The sequence below is a fragment of the Streptomyces johnsoniae genome (genome assembly GCF_031845565.1).
GTDB lineage: Bacteria > Actinomycetota > Actinomycetes > Streptomycetales > Streptomycetaceae > Streptomyces > Streptomyces johnsoniae.
Genome location: NZ_JAVREV010000012.1, coordinates 119,629 through 138,580 on the forward strand (window position 1 = coordinate 119,629; position 18,952 = coordinate 138,580).

At 72.2% G+C, this 18,952-nt stretch carries 17 protein-coding genes and 2 tRNA genes; 11 read left to right on the forward strand and 8 right to left on the reverse strand.

Annotation, left to right across the window (positions count from 1 at the left end; all coding sequences use genetic code 11):
- The first annotated feature begins 49 nt into the window (after nt 1-49).
- Nucleotides 50-832: a DUF899 domain-containing protein gene (locus RM779_RS21410; protein ID WP_311619355.1), complete on the forward strand. Its 783-nt coding sequence runs from the start codon at nt 50-52 to the stop codon at nt 830-832.
- A 375-nt stretch (nt 833-1,207) separates the two neighbouring features.
- On the opposite strand, the gene RM779_RS21415 is transcribed toward RM779_RS21410, so the two are convergent.
- Nucleotides 1,208-3,697, reverse strand: coding sequence for an SdrD B-like domain-containing protein (locus RM779_RS21415; protein ID WP_311619356.1), 2,490 nt, complete (start codon nt 3,695-3,697; stop codon nt 1,208-1,210).
- A 299-nt stretch (nt 3,698-3,996) separates the two neighbouring features.
- On the opposite strand from RM779_RS21415, the gene RM779_RS21420 reads away from it, so the two are divergent.
- Nucleotides 3,997-4,782, forward strand: coding sequence for a hypothetical protein (locus RM779_RS21420; RefSeq protein ID WP_311619357.1), 786 nt, complete (start codon nt 3,997-3,999; stop codon nt 4,780-4,782).
- Between the two features lie 7 nt (nt 4,783-4,789).
- Here RM779_RS21420 and RM779_RS21425 read toward each other — a convergent pair whose 3' ends face one another.
- Nucleotides 4,790-6,142 carry a right-handed parallel beta-helix repeat-containing protein gene (locus RM779_RS21425; protein WP_311619358.1) on the reverse strand — a complete coding sequence of 451 codons (1,353 nt, stop codon included), beginning with the start codon at nt 6,140-6,142 and terminating at the stop codon, nt 4,790-4,792.
- Nucleotides 6,143-6,244: 102 nt separating this feature from the next.
- Here RM779_RS21425 and RM779_RS21430 point away from each other — a divergent pair, with 102 nt between their 5' ends.
- Nucleotides 6,245-7,411 carry a Dyp-type peroxidase gene (locus RM779_RS21430; RefSeq protein ID WP_311619359.1) on the forward strand — a complete coding sequence of 389 codons (1,167 nt, stop codon included), beginning with the start codon at nt 6,245-6,247 and terminating at the stop codon, nt 7,409-7,411.
- 13 nt (nt 7,412-7,424) lie between these two features.
- On the opposite strand, the gene RM779_RS21435 is transcribed toward RM779_RS21430, so the two are convergent.
- Nucleotides 7,425-7,619 (reverse strand): transposase, encoded by a 195-nt coding sequence (locus tag RM779_RS21435; protein ID WP_311619360.1) that lies wholly within the window; start codon nt 7,617-7,619, stop codon nt 7,425-7,427.
- Between the two features lie 362 nt (nt 7,620-7,981).
- On the reverse strand, nt 7,982-8,122 hold the full coding sequence (locus RM779_RS21440) for a hypothetical protein (RefSeq protein ID WP_311619467.1): 141 nt from the start codon (nt 8,120-8,122) through the stop codon (nt 7,982-7,984).
- A 38-nt stretch (nt 8,123-8,160) separates the two neighbouring features.
- Between RM779_RS21440 and RM779_RS33770 the strand changes: the two genes are divergently transcribed.
- On the forward strand, nt 8,161-8,304 hold the full coding sequence (locus RM779_RS33770) for a hypothetical protein (protein ID WP_394813360.1): 144 nt from the start codon (nt 8,161-8,163) through the stop codon (nt 8,302-8,304).
- A 90-nt stretch (nt 8,305-8,394) separates the two neighbouring features.
- Here RM779_RS33770 and RM779_RS21445 read toward each other — a convergent pair.
- Both RM779_RS21445 and RM779_RS21450 read right to left on the reverse strand, forming a co-directional pair.
- Nucleotides 8,395-8,468 (reverse strand) — tRNA-Phe (locus tag RM779_RS21445).
- Between the two features lie 4 nt (nt 8,469-8,472).
- A tRNA-Asp gene (locus tag RM779_RS21450) sits at nt 8,473-8,547 on the reverse strand.
- A 200-nt stretch (nt 8,548-8,747) separates the two neighbouring features.
- Here RM779_RS21450 and RM779_RS21455 point away from each other — a divergent pair.
- The 6 genes from RM779_RS21455 to RM779_RS21480 all read left to right on the forward strand — a co-directional run bounded on the left by RM779_RS21455 (nt 8,748) and on the right by RM779_RS21480 (nt 15,747).
- Nucleotides 8,748-10,274 carry an alpha-N-arabinofuranosidase gene (locus tag RM779_RS21455; protein ID WP_311619361.1) on the forward strand — a complete coding sequence of 509 codons (1,527 nt, stop codon included), beginning with the start codon at nt 8,748-8,750 and terminating at the stop codon, nt 10,272-10,274.
- 179 nt (nt 10,275-10,453) lie between these two features.
- A complete protein-coding gene (locus RM779_RS21460) occupies nt 10,454-11,410 on the forward strand; it encodes an aldo/keto reductase (RefSeq protein WP_311619463.1) in 957 nt (318 codons plus the stop codon).
- 95 nt (nt 11,411-11,505) lie between these two features.
- The gene (locus RM779_RS21465; protein WP_311619362.1) at nt 11,506-12,345 is read left to right on the forward strand and encodes an alpha/beta fold hydrolase; all 840 of its coding nucleotides are present in this window, start codon (nt 11,506-11,508) and stop codon (nt 12,343-12,345) included.
- Between the two features lie 176 nt (nt 12,346-12,521).
- Nucleotides 12,522-13,856, forward strand: coding sequence for a geranylgeranyl reductase family protein (locus tag RM779_RS21470; RefSeq protein ID WP_311619363.1), 1,335 nt, complete (start codon nt 12,522-12,524; stop codon nt 13,854-13,856).
- 93 nt (nt 13,857-13,949) lie between these two features.
- Nucleotides 13,950-14,873 (forward strand): NAD-dependent epimerase/dehydratase family protein, encoded by a 924-nt coding sequence (locus tag RM779_RS21475; protein WP_311619364.1) that lies wholly within the window; start codon nt 13,950-13,952, stop codon nt 14,871-14,873.
- A gap of 79 nt (nt 14,874-14,952) precedes the next feature.
- Entirely contained in the window at nt 14,953-15,747 is a 795-nt protein-coding gene (locus RM779_RS21480) for an SAM-dependent methyltransferase (RefSeq protein ID WP_311619365.1), read from the forward strand.
- 30 nt (nt 15,748-15,777) lie between these two features.
- Here RM779_RS21480 and RM779_RS21485 read toward each other — a convergent pair whose 3' ends face one another.
- Nucleotides 15,778-16,671: a LysR family transcriptional regulator gene (locus RM779_RS21485; RefSeq protein ID WP_311619366.1), complete on the reverse strand. Its 894-nt coding sequence runs from the start codon at nt 16,669-16,671 to the stop codon at nt 15,778-15,780.
- Nucleotides 16,672-16,826: 155 nt separating this feature from the next.
- Between RM779_RS21485 and RM779_RS21490 the strand changes: the two genes are divergently transcribed.
- The gene (locus tag RM779_RS21490; protein WP_311619367.1) at nt 16,827-18,038 is read left to right on the forward strand and encodes an MFS transporter; all 1,212 of its coding nucleotides are present in this window, start codon (nt 16,827-16,829) and stop codon (nt 18,036-18,038) included.
- An 88-nt stretch (nt 18,039-18,126) separates the two neighbouring features.
- Here the strand turns inward: RM779_RS21490 and RM779_RS21495 are convergent, their stop codons facing one another.
- A complete protein-coding gene (locus RM779_RS21495) occupies nt 18,127-18,918 on the reverse strand; it encodes an alpha/beta fold hydrolase (RefSeq protein ID WP_311619368.1) in 792 nt (263 codons plus the stop codon).
- Nucleotides 18,919-18,952: the final 34 nt, after the last annotated feature.

The window sequence follows — 18,952 nt, forward strand, 5'->3', positions numbered from 1 at the left end:
CCTACGATAAAACCGGTTGCATGATGAGAGCAGTTAAGGAGGCTCAGGCATGTCGCTGGGCAACCTCCCCGAGGTGGTGTCGCGCGAGGAGTGGCTCGCTGCCCGCAAGGAGCTTCTCGCACGCGAGAAGGAACTGACCCGACACCGTGACGATGTCAACGCCGCTCGGCGCCGACTGCCGATGGTCGAGATCACGAGAAACTACGTCTTCGACGGTCCGCACGGCAGCGCTGAACTGATCGACCTCTTCGAGGGGCGCGGCCAACTGGTGATCTATCACGTCATGTTCGGACCCGACGCCGACGAGGCCTGCCCAGCCTGTTCGTTCTGGATCGACAACGTGGGCCACCTGAGCCATTTGCACGCTCGCGACACTTCGTTCGCGGCCGTCTCGCGAGCGCCGCTGGACAAGCTCGAACGCTACAAGCAGCGAATGGGCTGGACCATCCCGTGGTACTCATCGCACAGCAGTGACTTCAACTACGATTTTCACGTCAGCTTCGACGCGTCGATCACGCCGGTCGAATGGAACTACCAGGACTACGCCCAGCTGGTGCGAGACACCCCAAGCTGGGAGGGGTACACCGGCGAGGAGATGGGCGTGAGCGCCTTCCTGCGCCGAGAAGATCGCGTCTTCCACACCTATTCCTGCTACGGGCGCGGCATCGATCTGCTCAACGGCACCTACAACTGGCTCGACCTCACCGCCCGCGGCCGCCAGGAGGACTGGGAACAACCGCCCGGCCGCAACGACGGCCCTGCCATGAGCTGGCTGCGTCGCCACGACGAGTATGAGTCCACAGCCGTCGACCGTGCGAGCGGCCCAGCCTGAACACGACGTGGCGCGAGACCGCACGGCAACGAAGGCTCCCATCGCCGTGGCGCTGCGGCTCCTTACCAGCAGACCAAGACGTGGACACGTTCGTGGCCAAGACCCCGCACACCAACGAGGACAAGCAAAATCCACAAAGAGGTGCGGACGAGTGCCCCGCAGGCGGCACCGCCCCCACCGCACCGGCGCGGAAGCCGAACTCGCCCACCTCCGCCGGCGACCGCATCGGCTGCCGGTGGCCGCCGTCGAACTCGGCGTCCCGGACCCGTTCGTGCGAGTCGCCGATCGGAGCGGCGCGGCTTTCTCGGACAGGCATCGCGCCGGTCAGGCCGACGGGCCGGTGCGGGGCACCGGCCCGTCGGGGGGTTGCTGCTGTCAGCGGTGTCGTGCGCGCCGCTGACGGGCGATGAGGACCGCCGTCGTGCCCGCGCCGAGCAGCACGGCGGTGAGGGCGATGACGCCGCCGAGGCCGGACGTACCGGTGTGGGCGAGGCTGCCGTCCGGTTCCGGGGCGTTGGGCGGCGGGCCCGTCGGCTGCGCCGAGGGCGGGGACGTGGGCGGTGTCGGGGACGGGGGTGCGGGAGATGTCGGTGTCGGTGTCGGTGTCGGTGTCGGGGATTCCGGCTCCGGGATGTGGACGCCGGCGTCGATCGTGTGGTCGACCCCTCCTGCTGTGTCCGGCGCGGTGACCGGGACGTAGCCGTTGCAGAGCCGGCCGGAGGTCGGCGGGGTCACGTTGGAGTCGTGGACCCGGTCGTCACCGGCGCGCGGCAGTGTGAACCGCAGGTCGGTGGCGGCCGGCTGGCCCGGTACCCCGCTGGTGTCCGCCGTGCAGACGTCGAACTGCACGGTGTACTCGGCGCCCGGGGTCAGCTCGTAGTCCGCGCCGACCCCGCCGAAGTAGTACTCGCCGGCGGCATCGGTCGTGGTCGTGGCGACCTGCTCGCCGCCGGCGTCCAGGAGGTTGACCGTCGCACCCGGCAGCAGCACGTGCCCCGGGTCCTGGAGGCCGTTGCGGTCGCCGTCGTACCAGACCACGTTGCCGATCTGGATCGGCGCGTTCGCCGCGGCGTACGCGATGTCGCCGAGGCCGCCGGCCTTGCCGAACCCGTTCTGATTCGGGCCGACGAACTCGTACGCGTTGTTGACCGGGTCGTTGCCGGGGCCGAGGCCGGTGGCGACGTCGTAGTAGCCGGTTCCGCTGGTGACGACCCGGCCGGTCGGGTCCATCTGGGTGCTGACGACCCACTGCTGCTGCGGGATGTAGGCGACCGATCCGAGGGCGGACTCCTGGTGCGGCCCAGGCTGGGTCGCGGAGCCGCCGTTCGGGAAGAAGTCGCCCGGGAAGTACTCGACGACGCTGCCGGGCTGGACCCCGTCGAGGGTCGGGTCCGTGGCGTGGTCGGGGCAGTTCCCGGTGCCTTCCCAGTCGTACCCGCCGTCGGGCCTGGCGCAGGCCATGCTGATGTCGCCGCCGGACATCCCGTTCTGCGGTGTGTCCTCGCCCGGCCTCGGGTCAAGACCGCCCCAGCTCACGACGTCCATGAACCGGTCGCGGAAGCCGAGGATCAGCGAGCCGTCGCGGGCGAAGGCCATACCGGCCAGCGCCGGCTGCGGGTTGATCATCGCGCCGCCCACCTGGAAGGAGTCCCAGTCCGCCAGGTCGGTGTTCCACGGGTTCCAGTGGTTGTTCTGATCGTGGCCGGTGTTGTTGACGTGCACGCTGCCGCGCTCGAAGTCCAGCGGCTGGGACAGCACGGTGGTGAACTCCCCGCCGTCATAGGTGGCGACGACGGCCCTCAGGTCCGCGCGGTCCTGGGTGCTCTCGGCGCTGCACACACCGCCGACGTACAGGCCGCCGTCGTGGGCGGCCACACTGAACGGACGCCAGTCCCCGGCCGACGCGCAGCCCGGGTCGGGGATCGGCACGGTCTCCTCGGGCGCCGAGGCCGTGGGCCCGGTCGCGTCGAAGCTGACCAGGCTGCGGGTGAGCAGGTTCACCGCGTACAGGGTCGAGCCGTCCTCCGACAGGGCCAGGCCGCCGATGCTCTCCTTGCCCGGCGCGTCGGTGAACCCGGCGTCCTTGATCAGGTTTTCGGTGTCGTGCGGTGTCTCCGTGGCGCCCGGCACCGTCGCGAACAGCGTCGGGGCACCGCCGTCGGCCGGCTGGAGGTAGATCGCGCCGCCGCCCTCCGGCCCGTACTCGGTGTACCGGCGGGCAAACGCCGACTGGAACAGCTGGTCGCGGTACCGGTCGTAGGCCAGCCCGTAGGTGGTGCCCACCTGATCCTGGGTGTTGAGGACCTCCGGGCACGCCTCCTGCTCGGGACAGGTGCCCCGGGCGTCCGTCCCGAACGCCACCAGCGCCCGGGTGTCCGTTCCGCCCGCGCCGCTCTGGATCGGCACGAAGTAACGGGAGTCGGGGAGTGCGTAGTCGGCCGGGTTCCAGACCCCGGTGGTCACCGAGTCGTCCTTGCCGTCCGAGACGTCCACGAACGTGGTGAAGCTGTCGAAGTGGTTCGCCGCGGTCGAGGCAGGCGCCGCCTGTAGATAGTCCTGGTAGGGCTCCGGGACGCTGACGTCGACCCGGTACCGGCCGCCGGTCAGCTCGTTCGACGGCGGCACGACGACCCGTCCTGTGACGTCCGTGACACCGGTGACACGATTGCCCGCGGGGTCGGTGACGTCGACCTGGATTCCCCGCTGCGGCACGTCCATGGTCGCGTTGATCACGCCGGTGCCGAAGAAGTCCCGCAGTACCTCGACGGTCAGGGTGCCGTCGGAGGCAGCGGCTCCGGCCGACCCGGCGCCGGCCAGGACCGTGCCCACGCCGCCCCCTAACAGGAGCACGCCGGACAGCCCCATCCGCAGCAGTACACCTAATCGCATAACGCTCCCTTTATCTCGTCCTGAGTTGACGCAGACCCAGCGACTTCCGGGCAGGAGACTACAGTTGACCAGCCCGTAGCGTCCGGCCAACCGCGGAGTTGGAAGCGCCTCGGTGACAGCTGTTATGCTCGCGCCGCGTGCGGAGCATGTGGAGCGGCAGAGCCCGGGACGTCAGTGCGCGGAGCAGCGAAGCGCGGAACGGCAAGGCGCGGGTCAGCAGTGGGCGGAGCACCGACAGCGAGCGGCGTCGCCGGTGGACACGATTACGTTGGACAGTGGCAGCCGTTGTCTGCGTCGGGGCAGCCGCGGCCGGCTCCCTCGTCCTCCTCCGCGACGGCGATGACCCCGCCGCCCCGCGGGCGTTGACCTCGGACGAGGTGAACCGGCTGGCCGTCACTCGATTCCTCAACTACCAGGCCGGAGGCCGGGCGGTGACGATCAACGTGCCGAACGTCGCCGGTGGGCTGGTCATCACCGCATCGGTCGACTACCGCACCCACACCGGTTACGGGGTCGTGCGCGGGACCGGCCGCGACGCGTCCAGCGACGGGCTGATCCGGTGGACGGACACCACCGTCCTCGTCCACCCCATGGCGGACCCCCCGGCCGTCGCCCCGGCGTCGCCGCCCGCGTCCGGTTGGCACAGCCGTCCACTGCTGACGTCCGGTATGACGCTGGACAGTGCGCTGGCCATCGTGCTCGACCTCGGCAGCGACCGGCCGGACAACGCCGCGCTCTTGCCGCAGAACGGCGCCACCTGGGTCGGGCAGGAGCACGTACACGGCCATCGAACGGACATCATGACCGGGCCGCGCGCCCAGGCCGAGTCCGGCGCCGGCGCCGAGTCCGGTCCCGACGTTCCCGAGTCCGGTCCCGACGTTCCCGGTGGCGACAGCGGCACCGGAACGTCACAGACCGTGCGTTACTGGATCGGCTCGGACGGCACCATGCACCGGGTCGAGGTCGATATCGCCTCCGCGCCCGAGCCGGTGGTCCTCGACTTCGACACCCGGACGTACGTCCCCGTCCAGCCGCTGCCCGAAGCCACCCCGACGCCGTAGCCGCCGCTCACGAGGTCCCTGCCCGCGCGCCGTCGGCGAGCAGGGACGGTGACGGCAGCGCGATGTCCGCGACGGCCGGCAGCACCGGGACGTCCGGCACGGCGGTGGCGCCGGCCGTGCCCGCCGCCGGAAACTCCGGCTGCGGGCCGGGCGCGGCCACATCGGTGAAAGGAATGCCCGCGGGCGCCGCCGGGCCGCGCCAACTGCCGGACGGCGTGGGGGAGGTGGCGGGGACCGGGCAGGACGCGGTGGACGCGAGCCCCGCGGGCACGGTCGTCCGAAGCTCGTTCCCCTCCAGGCAGTTGCCCTGACCCCCGGTGGCGGTGGGGAACGTCCAGCCGACGTCGACGCCGTTGGCGGTGAAGGTGTTGTCCGTGATCCGGTTGCGGTCCGCCGTCAGGTCGGCGGTCGCGGTGATCACAAGCCCGGCGTTGGGGTTGCCGGTGACCCGGTTGCGGATGAACAGGTTGTCGCTGCCGCCGTCGACGCCGATGCCGATACCCCAGCCGCCGTCGGCCTGTTCGGGGGTCCGCGGCTGCTGGTTGTCCGCGATCAGGTTGCCCGCGATGACGGCGTCGCGCTGCGGGAGCAGTTTCTCCTGGTGGTCGGAGTTGGTGGTCAGTCCGACCCGGTTGCCGACCAGGCGGTTGCCGACCACATACATGTCACCACTGGCGTTCGTGCCCTCGTAACCGACCGCGTTGAGCTCGGAGATGTTGTCCCGCACCACGATCCGGCACGGCCTGCACTGGCCGACGTAGATCCCCGAGTCCGCCCCGCCCGAGGTGTAGGAGTGCTCGATGACACCGTTCTGCGCGGAGAACGCGTAGATGCCGTAAAGGCCGTTGCGGGTCGCGGTCACATGCGACACCAGGAACGATTCCAGGAGGGTGACCGGTTCGTCGCCGGTGTCGTAGCCACCGCTCCCCGGCAGTGCGGCGGCCGCCGCCGCCGAACCGGTGACCAACACCCCGTTGTGCGTGTGGTGTTGCACGGTCAGGTTCTCCACGGCCACCCCGGGCGCCGTGACGACCACACCGTTCGGCCGCCGCACCTGCCCGTCGATGACCACCTCCGCCCGGGACTCGCCCCGCAGCGTGACGCGCTCCGTGTCGATCAGCACCGACTCGTGGTACACGCCCGGCGCCACCAGGACCAGGTCACCGGGCCGGGCCAGGGACACCGCGTCCGAGATCGTCGCGGCGTCGGCGGGCACCCGGATCGTCACCTCCGCGCCGTCCGGCCGCCGCCCCGCGTCCGATCCATCGCCGCCGCCATCGCCGCCACCGCCGCCACAGCCGGTCACCAGCGTCAGCGCGCCCAGGGCAGCCGTCATCACGCGAAGAGCTAATCGAGACATGATCCCAGTCTGGCACGGTGTCACCCCGCCGAACGTCGAACCCCCGGTCGCCATAAGACGATTGCAGGGCAGCCCCGGGCCGGGTGTGGCAGTGTACGCAGCATGCACCGCGCCGACCGTCCGCCGTCACGCCGCACGTTCCTCGATGTCACGGGTGCCACGGTGGCCGCCGGTCTCCTCGCCGGCTGCTCGGGGGACTCCGCCCGGTCCGACCGGTCGGGCGATCCCGCCCCTGCCGCGTCGGCCACGCCCACGCCGGTCGCGGTGACGGGCCGGCATCAGGCGGGCGTGACGCTTCCCCGGTTGGCCCAGCCCCACCTGCTGGCCCTGGTGGCCGACCTCGGCGCCACGGTGCCGCCCGGCCCGCTCCTCGCGGAACTCGGCGAGACCATCCGGACCCTCACCGCCGGGTCCGACCCGCGCCTGCTGGGCCTGTCCCCGGGCGATATGACCGTGACCGTCGGCGTGGGCCCACGGCTGGTGCGGACGGCCGATGCCACCCTGCCCGGCGCGGCCGACCTCCCGGGGTTCTCGCGCGAGCGGATCGCCTCGCGGGAACGCGGCGGGGATCTGCTGCTCCAGATCTGCGCCGGCGACGCGTTGCTCCTGCCGGTCGCCGCCGCCGCGCTCCTGGACCAGGCCGGCGACCGAGTCCAGGAGCGCTGGCGGCAGTTCGGACGCCGCGGTACGGAGGTGCCCGTGGCCGAGGACCGTTCCGCACCGCGCAACCTGCTCGGTTTCATCGACGGCATCGTGGGCCCGCACACCACCGCCGAGCAGGAACGTGACCTGTGGCTGGCCGGACCCCGCGCGGTCGCCGACGGCACCCTGGCCGTACTGCGGCGCATGGAAATCGACCTGACCCGGTTCGCCGCCCTGTCCGTCGCCGAGCAGGAGGCGGTCTTCGGGCGGCGCCGGGCCAGCGGCGTCCCCCTCTCCGGCGGCAGCGCCGACTCGGCCCCCGGACTCGGCGCCAAAACACCCGACGGGCGCTATCTCGTCCCCGTGGACGCCCACGTACGCAGGGCGAACCCCACGGTGGTCGGCGTCGGCCACATGCTCCGCCGCTCCTACAGCATCGACTCTCCCGCCCCGGGCCTGCTCTTCATCAGCTTCCAGAACGACCTGCGGACCTTCACGGCCACGCTCGCCCGCATGGACACCTCCGACGCGCTGCTGCCCTTCACCACCACGACCGCCAGCGCGACCTTCCTGATCCTCCCCGGCTACGAGCCCCAACGCCCGCTCGGTTCCACCCTGTTCGGCTGATCCACGATCACGATCACCACAGGTGACCTGAGCGCGCCGAGAGCACCCAGTCGCGCACCCGCGTCTCGACCAGGCCGAAGTCCTTGGCGACCTGACCGATCGAGCGGTCGCCACGACGGCACAACTCAACGATCTCGGCCTTGAACTCCGGCGTGAACGAGCGGCGAGCGCGACGAGACTTGTTCCCCACGCTCTCCATGATGGACATCCTCCCGGGGATGAACCCCTGATCTCGAATGTCCGTCGAACCGCAGCAAGCTCACCCCGACGCCCAGCTACACCACGGGCAGGGACTCTCGACGTCCGTCGCGAAGCTCGTGCTGAAGGAGTTGCGGGACCACAGCTTCTACGCGCTGTACGTTCTCGCGCTGACGATGGGCATGCGGCGTGGTGAGTTGCTGGGGCTGTCCTGGACGGCCGTCGACTGGAGCGCCGGACGCTCGTGGTGGCGACGAGCCTTCAGCGCGCCGGGGGAGAGCTGCGGCTCATGCAGCCGAAGACCATGGCGTCGGTGCGGACGCTGCCGCTCCCGCCGCTCGTGGTCGGCGCGCTCACGGACCACGGGGAGCGTCAGGCGCAGGAGCGGGCCGCCGTGGGGATCGACTGGAAGGAGAACGGGCTGGTCTTCCCCTCCCGGGTCGGGACGCCGTACGAGCCGGACAACCTGCGCCGGAGCTGCGAGCCGGTGCGGAAGCGGCTGGGTCTCGACATCCGCCTTCCGTTATCTGCGCCACACGTGCATCACGCTGCTGCTCGACCTCGGGGTACCGCCGCACATCGTGCAGCAGATCGCAGGTCACAGCGGCATCGAGGTGACCATGAAGGTCTACGCCCATGCGTCGCTGGACGAGATGCGGAAGGGTCTCGACAAGCTGGGGAACCGGCTGAGCTGAGGGCGTTGGCGTACCGGTTGGCGTAGACGCACGAAACGGGCCCTGCGGGTGATCTCCGCTGGGGCCCGTTTCCGCTGGTCAGAAGGAAGGTGGCTGGGGCCGGGATCGAACCGGCGACCTTCCGCTTTTCAGGCGGACGCTCGTACCAACTGAGCTACCCAGCCGGAGCGGTCCTGACGGGATTTGAACCCGCGGCCTCCACCTTGACAGGGTGGCGAGCACTCCAAACTGCTCCACAGGACCCGGCTTGTCGCGACGCCCTGACCCGGGCCGTTGTCGCTGAAGCAGCGTATCACGGCGGCGCGGCCCGCCGAATCGCGTTCCCTGGCGGCCGGGGCGGCCGCGGCCCGGCCCTTGACGGCCGCGGCGGTGCGTGCGACGGTCGTGCACCGCTGTGTTGTATCGATATAAGGTCGCCCCACCCCCCGAAGGAGATCTTCCGCATGCCGGAAAAGATCGGCACCGCCGTCATCAACCTCGATCTCGAAGGCCCGGTCATCAGCCGGCACCTCTACGGGCACTTCGCCGAACACCTCGGACGGTGCGTCTACGGCGGCTTCTGGGTCGGTGAGGACTCCGACATCCCGAACGAGGGCGGCATCCGCCTGGACGTCGTCGAGGCGCTGCGCAAGCTCAACGTTCCCAACCTGCGCTGGCCCGGCGGCTGTTTCGCCGACGAGTACCACTGGCAGGACGGCATCGGGCCGCGCGCGGAGCGGCCCCGCATGGTCAACACGCACTGGGGTGACGTCGAGGAGAACAACCACTTCGGCACCCACGAGTTCATGGCCCTGTGCGAACTGCTCGGCGCCGACCCGTACATCAGCGGGAACGTCGGCAGCGGCACGGTCAAGGAGATGAGCGACTGGGTCGAGTACCTCACCCGCCCCGGCGACAGCCCCATGGCGCGGCTGCGCCGCGGCAACGGCCGGGACGAGCCGTGGCGCGTCCCGTTCTGGGGGCTCGGCAACGAGACGTGGGGCTGCGGCGGCAACATGCGCGCCGAGCACTACGCCGACCTCGCGCGGCAGTACGCCACCTACTGCCGCGACCACGGCGACAACACCCTCTACCGCATCGCCGCGGGCGCCTCCGACGACGACTACGCCTGGACCGAGACGCTGATGAAGCAGATCAGCTGCTTCGGCTGTGAGGCCACGCCGCGCAACTTCTTCCAGGGGGTGTCCTTCCACTACTACACGATCGCCGGAACGTGGGAGGCGAAGGGCAGCGCGACCGAGTTCACGGCGGACGAGTACTACCGCACGCTGGTCCGCGCGCAGCGCGTGGACCGCCTCATCAGCGGTCACTCCGCGGTGATGGACTGCTACGACCCGGGCCGGAAGGTCGGCCTCGTGCTGGACGAGTGGGGCACCTGGTGGGACGTGGAGCCCGGCACCAACCCGGGCTTCCTGCACCAGCAGAACACCTTGCGCGACGCGATGGTGGCCGGGCTGCACTTCGACATCTTCCACCGGCACGCCGAGCGGCTGTTCATGGCGAACATCGCGCAGACCGTCAACGTGCTCCAGGCCATGGTCCTCACCGACGACCGTGAACGGCTGATCCTCACCCCGACCTACCACGTCTTCGAGATGAACAAGGGGCACCAGGACGCCACTTCGCTCGCCGTGCACCTGCGCGCCCCGGACGCGAAACGCGCCGTCGGGGACGGCGAGCTGGAAACGCTGTCGGCCTCCGCCAGCGTCCGCGACGACCGGGTGCTGATCTCGCTGACGAACCTCGACGCCGAGGACTCCGTCGCGCTGACGCTCGACCTGCGCGGCCGGACGGCGGGCGAGCCCGCCGCGCGCATCTTGACCGCGGAGCGGCCCCAGGCGTTCAACACCGGGGACGCGCCGGACACCGTCGCGCCGCGCGCGTTCGACGGCGTGGAGCGCGTGCCGGGCGGGCTGCGCGCCGTGCTTCCGCCGCACTCGTTCGTGACGATCGAGGCGCCCCTGTCCTAAAGACGCCGGCCGGAACGCGGCCCCGCCCCTTTTTCCACGGCGGGCCGGCGGGCCGGGGTGATCTACTGGGCGAACGCCCACCGGTGCCGGGGCAGCGCGGCCGCGGCCAGGTGGTAAGGATTTGAGGACGAGGGAGACCCGTGACATACGTCGCCTCCGGCACCCGCTACGACGGCGCCATGCCCTACCGGCGCAGCGGCCGGTCCGGTCTGAAGCTGCCGGCCGTTTCGCTCGGCCTGTGGCACAACTTCGGGGACGGCCACCCGCTGGAGACCCAGCAGGCCATCCTCCGCCGCGCCTTCGACCTCGGCGTGACGCACTTCGACCTGGCCAACAACTACGGTCCGCCGCCCGGGGCCGCCGAGACGAACTTCGGCCGCGTCTTCGCGCGCGACTTCCGGTCCCACCGGGACGAGATCGTCGTCTCGACCAAGGCCGGCTACCACATGTGGAACGGCCCCTACGGTGAGTGGGGTTCGCGCAAGTACATGCTGTCCAGCCTGGACCAGAGCCTCACGCGGCTCGGCCTCGATCACGTCGACATCTTCTACTCCCACCGCCCCGACCCGGAAACGCCGCTCGAAGAGACGATGGGCGCGCTGGACGCGGCCGTGCGCCGGGGCAAGGCGCTGTACGCCGGCATCTCCAACTACTCGCCCGAGCAGACCCGCGAGGCCGCGCGCATCCTGGCCGGGCTCGGCACGCCGCTGCTGATCCACCAGCCCTCGTACTCGATGGTCAACCGCTGGGTCGAGGACGGCCTCCTCGACGCGCTCGACGAGGCGGGCGCGGGCTCCATCGCGTTCTCGCCGCTGGCCCAGGGCCGCCTCACCGACCGCTACCTGCAGGGCATCCCCGAGGGTTCGCGCGCGGCGGGCGGCAGTCCGTTCCTCGACGCGAAGGGCGTGGAGGAGACGGTGGGCCTCGCCCGCGCGCTGAACGCCGTCGCGCAGCGGCGCGGGCAGACCCTCGCGCAGCTGGCCATCGCCTGGGTGCTGCGCGGCGAACGGGTCACCTCCGCGCTGGTCGGCGCGAGCAGCGTGCGGCAGCTGGAGGACAGCGTCGGCGCGGTCGGGAACCTGGACTTCACCCCGGAGGAACTGGCCGAGATCGAGGTGCTCCTCACCCGGTCATGAGCGGCGGGCGCGGGGTGCGGGGTGCGGGGTGCGGGGCGTGCCCGCGTGCCCGCGCGCCCGGTCCGTTGTCGGACCCGGGACGTAGCTTGTGAAGCATGGATGTGCGGGAGCTGGAGCTGGGCGGCGGCCGGGTGCTGCGGACGTATGACGCGGGGGGTGGCTCGTTCCCCGTGTTCTGGCTGCACGGCACGCCGAACGTGGGGACGCCGCCCGCGCCGCTGTTCCCGGCCGCGGAGCGGCTCGGGGTGCGGTGGGTGTCCTACGACAGGCCCGGGTACGGCGGTTCTTCGCCGCGGCCCGGGCGGGACGTCGCCTCGGCCGCGGGGGACGTGGCCGCGGTGGCCGACGCGCTGGGTCTCGGGCGGTTCGGGGTCATGGGTCACTCGGGCGGTGCCCCGCACGCGCTGGCGTGCGGGGCGCTGCTGCCGGAGCGGGTGACGGGGGTGGTCGCCGGTGCCGGGCTCGCGCCGTTCGGGGCGGCGGGCCTTGGCTGGTTCGACGGCATGGGGGAGTCGGCGGCGGCGTCCCTGCGGGCCGCCGCGCGGGGGCGGGCGGCGAAGGAGGCGTACACGGCGGCGGCGGGCGGCGATGAAGGGCCGGAGTTCACCGAGGCGGATCTCGCCGCACTGGCCGGTGCGTGGGGCTGGTTCGGCGAGGTCGTAGGACCGGCCGTCGAGAGCGGTCCCGGGCCGCTGATCGACGACGATCTCGCCTACGTCGCGCCGTGGGGCTTCGACCCGGCCGGGGTGCGCGTTCCCGTGCTGCTGCTGCACGGGGAGCGGGACCGGATGGTGCCGGCGGCGCACAGCCGGTGGCTCGCGGACCACTGCCGGGGGGCGGAGCTGTGGCAGTACCCGGAGGACGGGCACATCTCGGTACTGCACGCGGGCGAGGCGGCGCTCGCGTGGCTGTGCGCCCGGCGGGACGCGGCCTGACGGCAACTGCCAGGCCCGGCCCGGCCCGCCGGTTCTCCCCGGCGCCGCGGGGTGGCCGGGTTGGCCGGGCCGGTGGCGGGTATTCAGTTCCTGGCCCCTGCCCGCCGCCCCGTCGCGGGCCCGCGGTGGGCCGGTTCCTGCCTCGGCGGCCCGCTTTCCGGGAGGACACCGCTGCCATGACGACTAGCTCGCTCCCCTCCGAGGCCGCCGACGTCATCGTGGTGGGCGCGGGGCCCGCCGGGGCGTCGGCGGCCTACCATCTCGCCCGGCACGGGCACGAGGTACTGCTGCTGGAGAAGGCGGAGTTCCCGCGCGACAAGGTCTGCGGCGACGGCCTGACGCCGCGGGCGGTGCACCATCTGGTCCGCATGGGCATCGACACCAGGGAGGCCGGCTGGCAGACCAACCGCGGGGTGCGGTTCGTCTCGGGCGACGTGTCCTTCGAGGTGGACTGGCCGGAGAGCGGGCGCTTCCCCGGGTACGGGCTGACGCGTTCCCGGCACGACTTCGACGATCTGCTCGCCCGGCGGGCGGTGGCCGCCGGGGCCAGGCTGTTCTCCTCGACCCGCGTCACGGGCCCGGTCCTCAACCGCGCCGGGCGGGTGTGCGGGGTGCGGGCGGTGATGGGGGCGGGGCAGCGCCCCGTGGTCTGCTCCGCGCCGCTGGTGGTCGCCGCGGACGGGGTGTCGGCGCGGCTCGCGGTGGCCCTCGGCGTCGGCCGCCTGCCGCGCCGCCCGATGGCCACCGCCGTCCGCCGCTACCACCGCACGTCGGTGCGGCACGCGGACCCGTACCTCGACATCTGGGGGGATCTGCGGATGCGGACGGGCGGGCCGCCGCTGCCCGGCTACGGCTGGATCTTCCCGATGGGCGACGGCCGGGTGAACGTGGGGCTCGGCCTGGTCAACGACCGGCGCTCCGGCTCGTCCGAGACCCGGCAGGTGCTGGACGACTGGCTGGCCCGCACGCCGCCCGAGTGGGAGCTGCGCGACCCGGCGGGCATCGACGGGCCGCTGCGCGGCGCGGCACTGCCCATGGGGTTCAACCGGCTGCCGCACTACACGCGCGGGCTGCTGCTCGCGGGCGACTCGGGCGGCATGGTCAGCCCGTGGAACGGCGAGGGCATCCCGTACGCGCTGGAGTCGGGGGAGCTGGCCGCCGAGATCGTCACCGACGCGCTGGCGCGCCCGGCGGGGCCGTGGCGGGAGCGGGCCATGCTGCGCTACCCGCACGAGGTGCTGCGGCGCAACGGCCGTTACTACCGGCTGGGCAACGCGTGGGCGACGCTGCTGGCCAGGCCGGCGATCACCTCGCTCGTCAGCCGCCGGCTGGTCACGTCGCCCGCGGCGATGCGCTGGATGATCAGGCTCCTGGTCAACCTGACGGACGACCGCGGCGGCGATACGGCGGACCGGGTCATCAACGCGCTGGTGCGCGTCGTGCCCGCGCCCGCGCCCGTACCCCGCGGCGCACGGCGCGCGCCCCGCCGGGCGCTGGCCGACCGGGGCTGAAAGCGGACGCCTCTGTGATCGTTTACGGTCGGAATGTTTCTTGTTCCCTGAACGCTTCGACCGTATCCGACCGAAAGACAGGGGCCTGCTTCCATGCGCATCTTCCTGACCGGTGCGACCGGTTACATCGGCGGCTCGCTCGCCGTCCGCCTCGTCGAGGCCGGGCACCAGGTGCGCGGCCTCACCCGTTCCGCGTCCTCGGCCGCGGGGCTGACGCGGCTCGGTATCGATCCCGTGGCCGGCTCCCTCGACGACGCGGCGGTCCTGGCCCGCGAGGCGCGGGCCGCGGACGCCGTGGTCAACGCCGCGGACAGCGACCACGCGGGTGCCGCCTCGGTGCTCGCCGAGGCACTGGCCGGCTCGGGCAAGGCGCTCCTGCACACCAGCGGCTCCAGCATCGTCGGCGAGGCCGCGGGCGGCGAACGGCGCGACGAGGTCTACACGGAGGCCGACCTCGCGGAGGGCGGCCCGTGGCGGCCCGCCCCGGACAAGGCGCCGCGCGTGGCCATCGACCAGGGCGTGCTGGCCGCGGCGCGCGACGGCGTGCGCTCCGTGGTGCTGTGCAACAGCCTGATCTACGGCACCGGCCGCGCGCTGCGCGCCGACAGCGTGCAGATCCCGCGTCTGGTCGCCACCGCCCGCAGGACCGGCGTCGCCCGGCACATCGGCCGCGGCGAGAACATCTGGTCGCACGTGCACCTCGACGACGTCACCGACCTCTACCTCCGCGCGCTCGCGGACGCCGCGCCCGGCTCGTTCCACTTCGTCGAGAACGGCGAGTCCGACTTCCGCGCGATCACCGTTGCCATCGCCGAGGCACTGGGGCTGCCCGCGCCCGAGCCGATCGGCGTGGACGCCGCGATCGAGGAGTGGGGCTACGAACCGGCCGTGTACGCGCTCGGCTCCAACAGCCGGGTGCGGGGCGCCGCGCCACGCGCCGATCTGGACTGGCAGCCGGCGCACGCGTCCGTCACCGACTGGATCAAGGAGAACGTCCGCCCGGAACAGGGGAGTTGACCGCCCCCGACCGGCAAGAATGACGGGCGGGCTGATCTTCGTCCCAGTCCCAGTCCCAGTCCCCGCCCCAGGAGGAGCAATGCCAGAGAAGCCGCAGGTCCCCATCGACACCGCCGTGCCGCAGTCGGCCCGCATCTGGAACTACTGGCTGGGCGGCAAGGACAACTACGAGGTGGATCGCGTCGCCGGGGACCAGTTCCGGGCGACCTTCCCCGGCATCGTCGACGGGGCGCGCGCCGCCCGGTACTTCCTGGCGCGGGCCGTGCGGCACCTGGCGGGCGAGGCCGGTGTCCGGCAGTTCCTCGACATCGGCACCGGGCTGCCCAACGTCGACAACACGCACGAGATCGCGCAGCGGGTCGCCCCCGACTCCCGGATCGTCTACGTGGACAACGACCCGCTGGTGCTGGCCCACGCGCGCGCCCTGCTGACCAGCGCGCCCGAGGGCGCGGCGGACTACGTCGACGCCGACCTCTTCGAGCCGGCGGCGATCGTGCGGGCCGCGTCGGAAACGCTGGACTTCGACCGCCCGGTGGCGCTGATGCTGATGGGCGTTCTCGGGCACGTGGAGGACTTCGGCCGGGCGAAGTCGATCGTGCGCAGCCTGCTGGAGGTGCTGCCGCCGGGCAGCTACCTGGTGCAGTACGACAGCACGGATACCAGCGAGAGGTACGTGGCGGCGATCCGGAGCTACAACGAGGCCGCCGCCGTCCCCTACATCCTGCGCAGCCCGGCACAGATACGGGAGTTCTTCGACGGCCTCGACCTGCTGGAGCCCGGCGTCGTCTCCTGCTCCAGGTGGCGGCCGGACGCGCTCGCGTTCGGCCTGCCCGAGGAGGTGCACCAGTACGGCGGGGTGGCCATGAAGCTCTGAGGCCCGCCCCGCCGTACCGCCCGGAGCCCGTCAGAGCAGGGTTTCGCTGACGGCCGACGCGAACGCGGTCACCAGCGGCGGGGTGTGGTCGCGGTGCCAGACGAGGCCGAGCTCGGAGTCGGGCAGCCCGGTGACCGGCACGAACGCGACGGAGCGGCGGCCGGCGTGGTAGTCCGCCGTCGAGCGGCACAGCAGCATCGTGCCGCGGTCGGCCGCGGTCAGACTCAGGCCCTCCTGAAGGGTGTTGACCGCGGGGCCCGGCGGCACCCGCCGCCCGCCGGGCGTCCGGCTCGGCGCCTGGACGCGGCGCCAGTACGCGGGCGCGGAGCCGTTGACGCCGATGAGCGGCCACTCGGCCAGCTCCTCCGCCGTCACGGACTCCCGCGCGGCGAACGGGTGCCGCGCCGAGACGGCCAAAGTCTGCGGCTGGCGGGAGAACACGGGCCCGAGCACGATGTCCTCCTCCTCCACCGGCAGCAGCACGACCGCCGCGTCCAGCTCCTGGCGCTGCAGCGGCCCGAACGGGTCGGACAGCGGTATCTCCACCAGCTCGATGGTGCTGCCCTGGCACCGTTCCTGGAACAGGGTGAGCGCGCCCGCGAGGTAGTCGTCCACCGTGCCCTGGAAGCCGATGCGCAGCACCCCGCCCGTGCCGCGGGCCGCCGCGCGGGCATTGTCGACCGAGTCGCGCAGCGCGTCGTAGGCGGGCCGGAGTTCGGCGAGGAAGCGTTCGCCGAGCGGCGTGAGGCCGACGCGGCGGCTGGTGCGCTCGACGAGGGAGGCGCCGATGCGGCTCTCCAGCGAGCGCAGCAGCTGGCTGACCCGGCTCTGCGACACGTAGAGCCGCTCCCCGGCGCGGCCGAAGTGCAGCTCGCGGGCGAGGACGAGGAACGCCTCAAGCTCACGAATCTCGATTCCGCTCATCGGACTTCCTCCCTGCGGACATGCGGACACGCGGACACGCGGGCATGCGGACCCGGCCCCGGGCGGGGTGGCCCGGCGGATTGAGTAGCCCGGCTCATAGAAGGATGAGGGATTGGCCGTTGTTCCCGCAGCCCTCCGGCCGGTTCCCTGAATACATGACTCAGACTGAGAAGACCGCGGGCTCCGCGCCCGCGCCCGCGCCGGAACGGGCGGACGCGCGGGGCTGGGCCGCCGTGGCCGCGGTCGCGGGCGCGACGTTCACCGTCGTCACGTCCGAGATGCTGCCCGTGGGCCTGCTGACGCCGATCGGCGACTCGCTGAACGTGTCGGAGGGCACGGCCGGGCTCACCCTGACGGTCACCGGTCTGGTGGCCGCCGTCTCCGCGCCGCTGCTGACTCCCGCGTTCGGGCGCGCCGACCGGCGGATGCTGCTGTGCGTGCTGATGGCGGTCCTCACGGTCGGCAACCTGATGGCCGCGTGGGCGCCGAACTTCGGCGTGATGATGGTGGCCCGCGTGCTGGTCGGCCTCGGCATGGGCGCCGTCTGGGCCATCGCCGCGGGGCTCGCCCCGCGCCTGGTCCCCGCCGGGTCCACGGGGCCGGCGACCTCGCTCATCTTCAGCGGTATCGCGGTGGCCTCCGTGCTCGGCGTGCCCGCGGGCACCTACATCGGTGAACTCGCCGACTGGCGCATGGCGTTCGTGGTCATCGGCGGCCTGGCGCTGGCCGTGCTCGTGGCGCTCGCCATGCTGCTGCCGCCCCTGCCGGGCGAGGAACGGACGCGGCTCGGCGGCGTGATGGGGCTGGTCCGCAATCCGCAGGTCGCCTCCGGCCTGCTCGTCGTCGCCCTGCTGGTCACCGGCCACTTCGCCGCATACACCTACGTGCGGCCCGTGCTCGAAGAGGTGTCGGACGCGGAGGCCGGGGTGATCGGCACGCTGCTGCTGGTCTACGGCATCGCGGGCGTGGTGGGCAACTTCATCTCCGGCGCGGGCGCCGGGCGGTCCCCGCGGCGCACGCTGCTCGTCATCACCGCGGTACTCGCGGTCACCGCCGCGCTGGTGCCGCTGATCGGCGGCTCCGTGCTGGTCGCGGGGGTGCTGCTGGTCACCTGGGGCCTGTCCTACGGCGGCGTGTCCGTGGCCACGCAGACCTGGCTCCTCGCTTCCTCCCCCGAGGCCAGGGAAGCCGCGTCCTCGCTGTTCGTCGGGGTGTTCAACGGTGCCATCGCGGCCGGTGCGCTGGCCGGCGGCCTGGCGGCGGACGGCATCGGGACCACGGCGGTGATGTGGCTCGGCTGCGGTCTCGCGGCGGCGGCGTTCGCGGCGGTCGCGCTGGGCCGCGCGCCGGAGACCGGCCGGCTCTGAGGGCCGGCCGGTGCGGTGGCCGGTGCGGTGGCCGGTGCGCCGGCCGGGCGGGCGGCGGCTCTCGCACGGGCCGCCGCCCGCGCCCGGGTCAGTGCCCGACCGCGTCGAGGAACTCGGTGATCAACGCGGCCCAGGGGCCGGGGCGTTCCGCGGCGATGGCGTGACCGGAGTCGACCGACACCAGGCGCGCGCCGGGGATGCCCGCCGCAAGTTCGCGAGAGTGAACAGGAGTCGTGAGGAGGTCGCCGTGCGGTGACACCACGAGGACCGGGACGCGGATGCGCGGCAGATCGGCCCGGACGTCGATTGTGTTCAGCAGTTTCAACTGCTGTGCCGTGCCCGGTGGAAGGCCCTGTGAGAAAAGCCGCACCTGCTCTTCGAGCTCGTCCTGCGACCGGTCCTCCAGCCAGTCCACACTTCCCACGACCAGCGAAAGATAGGCGGCCAGTGTCCGGTTGTCCCCGCCGCTCTCCACCAGGGCGCGCCAGGTGTCTATTGCCAGCCTCAGCCGCGGACTCGGCCGGGCGAATCCGGCGGAGAGAACGAGGGCGGTCACGCGCTCGGGATGGCGAATCGCGGCCCGCACGGCAACGGTGGTGCCCATCGAGAAACCAGATATCGCGAATGAATGGACCCCTGCCCGCACCGAGCTTTCCACAATGTGGTCGGCGAGGCCGTCCAACGTGAGCGGGCCGGCTGCGGACGGGGTCGTTCCCGAGCCGGGATAATCGGGTCCCACCAGGGTGCGGCTCTTTGCGAGGGCGTCGAGAACCGGCCCGAAGCTGTCCTGGATGTCGCTGCCGGCTCCGTGTGCGAGCAGCAGGCCAGGGCCCTGCCCGCGGACGAGGGGAGCCGCCGTTCGAGTATGCTGATCGGTCATGTCGGCCAGGATAACGAGGGTTTGATGCCGTTAC

Excerpts from the sequence above, each read along its gene's own strand:
- RM779_RS21470 (WP_311619363.1), top strand. The coding sequence starts at position 12,522 with ATGACGACTAGCTCGCTCCCCTCCGAGGCCGCCGACGTCATCGTGGTG.
- RM779_RS21440 (WP_311619467.1), bottom strand. The coding sequence starts at position 8,122 with ATGTCGAGACCCAGCCGCTTCCGCACCGGCTCGCAGCTCCGGCGCAGG.
- RM779_RS21455 (WP_311619361.1), top strand. The coding sequence starts at position 8,748 with ATGCCGGAAAAGATCGGCACCGCCGTCATCAACCTCGATCTCGAAGGC.
- RM779_RS21425 (WP_311619358.1), bottom strand. The coding sequence starts at position 6,142 with ATGTCTCGATTAGCTCTTCGCGTGATGACGGCTGCCCTGGGCGCGCTG.
- RM779_RS21430 (WP_311619359.1), top strand. The coding sequence starts at position 6,245 with ATGCACCGCGCCGACCGTCCGCCGTCACGCCGCACGTTCCTCGATGTC.
- RM779_RS21490 (WP_311619367.1), top strand. The coding sequence starts at position 16,827 with ATGACTCAGACTGAGAAGACCGCGGGCTCCGCGCCCGCGCCCGCGCCG.
- RM779_RS21460 (WP_311619463.1), top strand. The coding sequence starts at position 10,454 with ATGCCCTACCGGCGCAGCGGCCGGTCCGGTCTGAAGCTGCCGGCCGTT.
- RM779_RS21475 (WP_311619364.1), top strand. The coding sequence starts at position 13,950 with ATGCGCATCTTCCTGACCGGTGCGACCGGTTACATCGGCGGCTCGCTC.
- RM779_RS21465 (WP_311619362.1), top strand. The coding sequence starts at position 11,506 with ATGGATGTGCGGGAGCTGGAGCTGGGCGGCGGCCGGGTGCTGCGGACG.
- RM779_RS21480 (WP_311619365.1), top strand. The coding sequence starts at position 14,953 with ATGCCAGAGAAGCCGCAGGTCCCCATCGACACCGCCGTGCCGCAGTCG.
- RM779_RS21415 (WP_311619356.1), bottom strand. The coding sequence starts at position 3,697 with ATGGGGCTGTCCGGCGTGCTCCTGTTAGGGGGCGGCGTGGGCACGGTC.
- RM779_RS21435 (WP_311619360.1), bottom strand. The coding sequence starts at position 7,619 with ATGTCCATCATGGAGAGCGTGGGGAACAAGTCTCGTCGCGCTCGCCGC.
- RM779_RS21495 (WP_311619368.1), bottom strand. The coding sequence starts at position 18,918 with ATGACCGATCAGCATACTCGAACGGCGGCTCCCCTCGTCCGCGGGCAG.
- RM779_RS21485 (WP_311619366.1), bottom strand. The coding sequence starts at position 16,671 with ATGAGCGGAATCGAGATTCGTGAGCTTGAGGCGTTCCTCGTCCTCGCC.
- RM779_RS21410 (WP_311619355.1), top strand. The coding sequence starts at position 50 with ATGTCGCTGGGCAACCTCCCCGAGGTGGTGTCGCGCGAGGAGTGGCTC.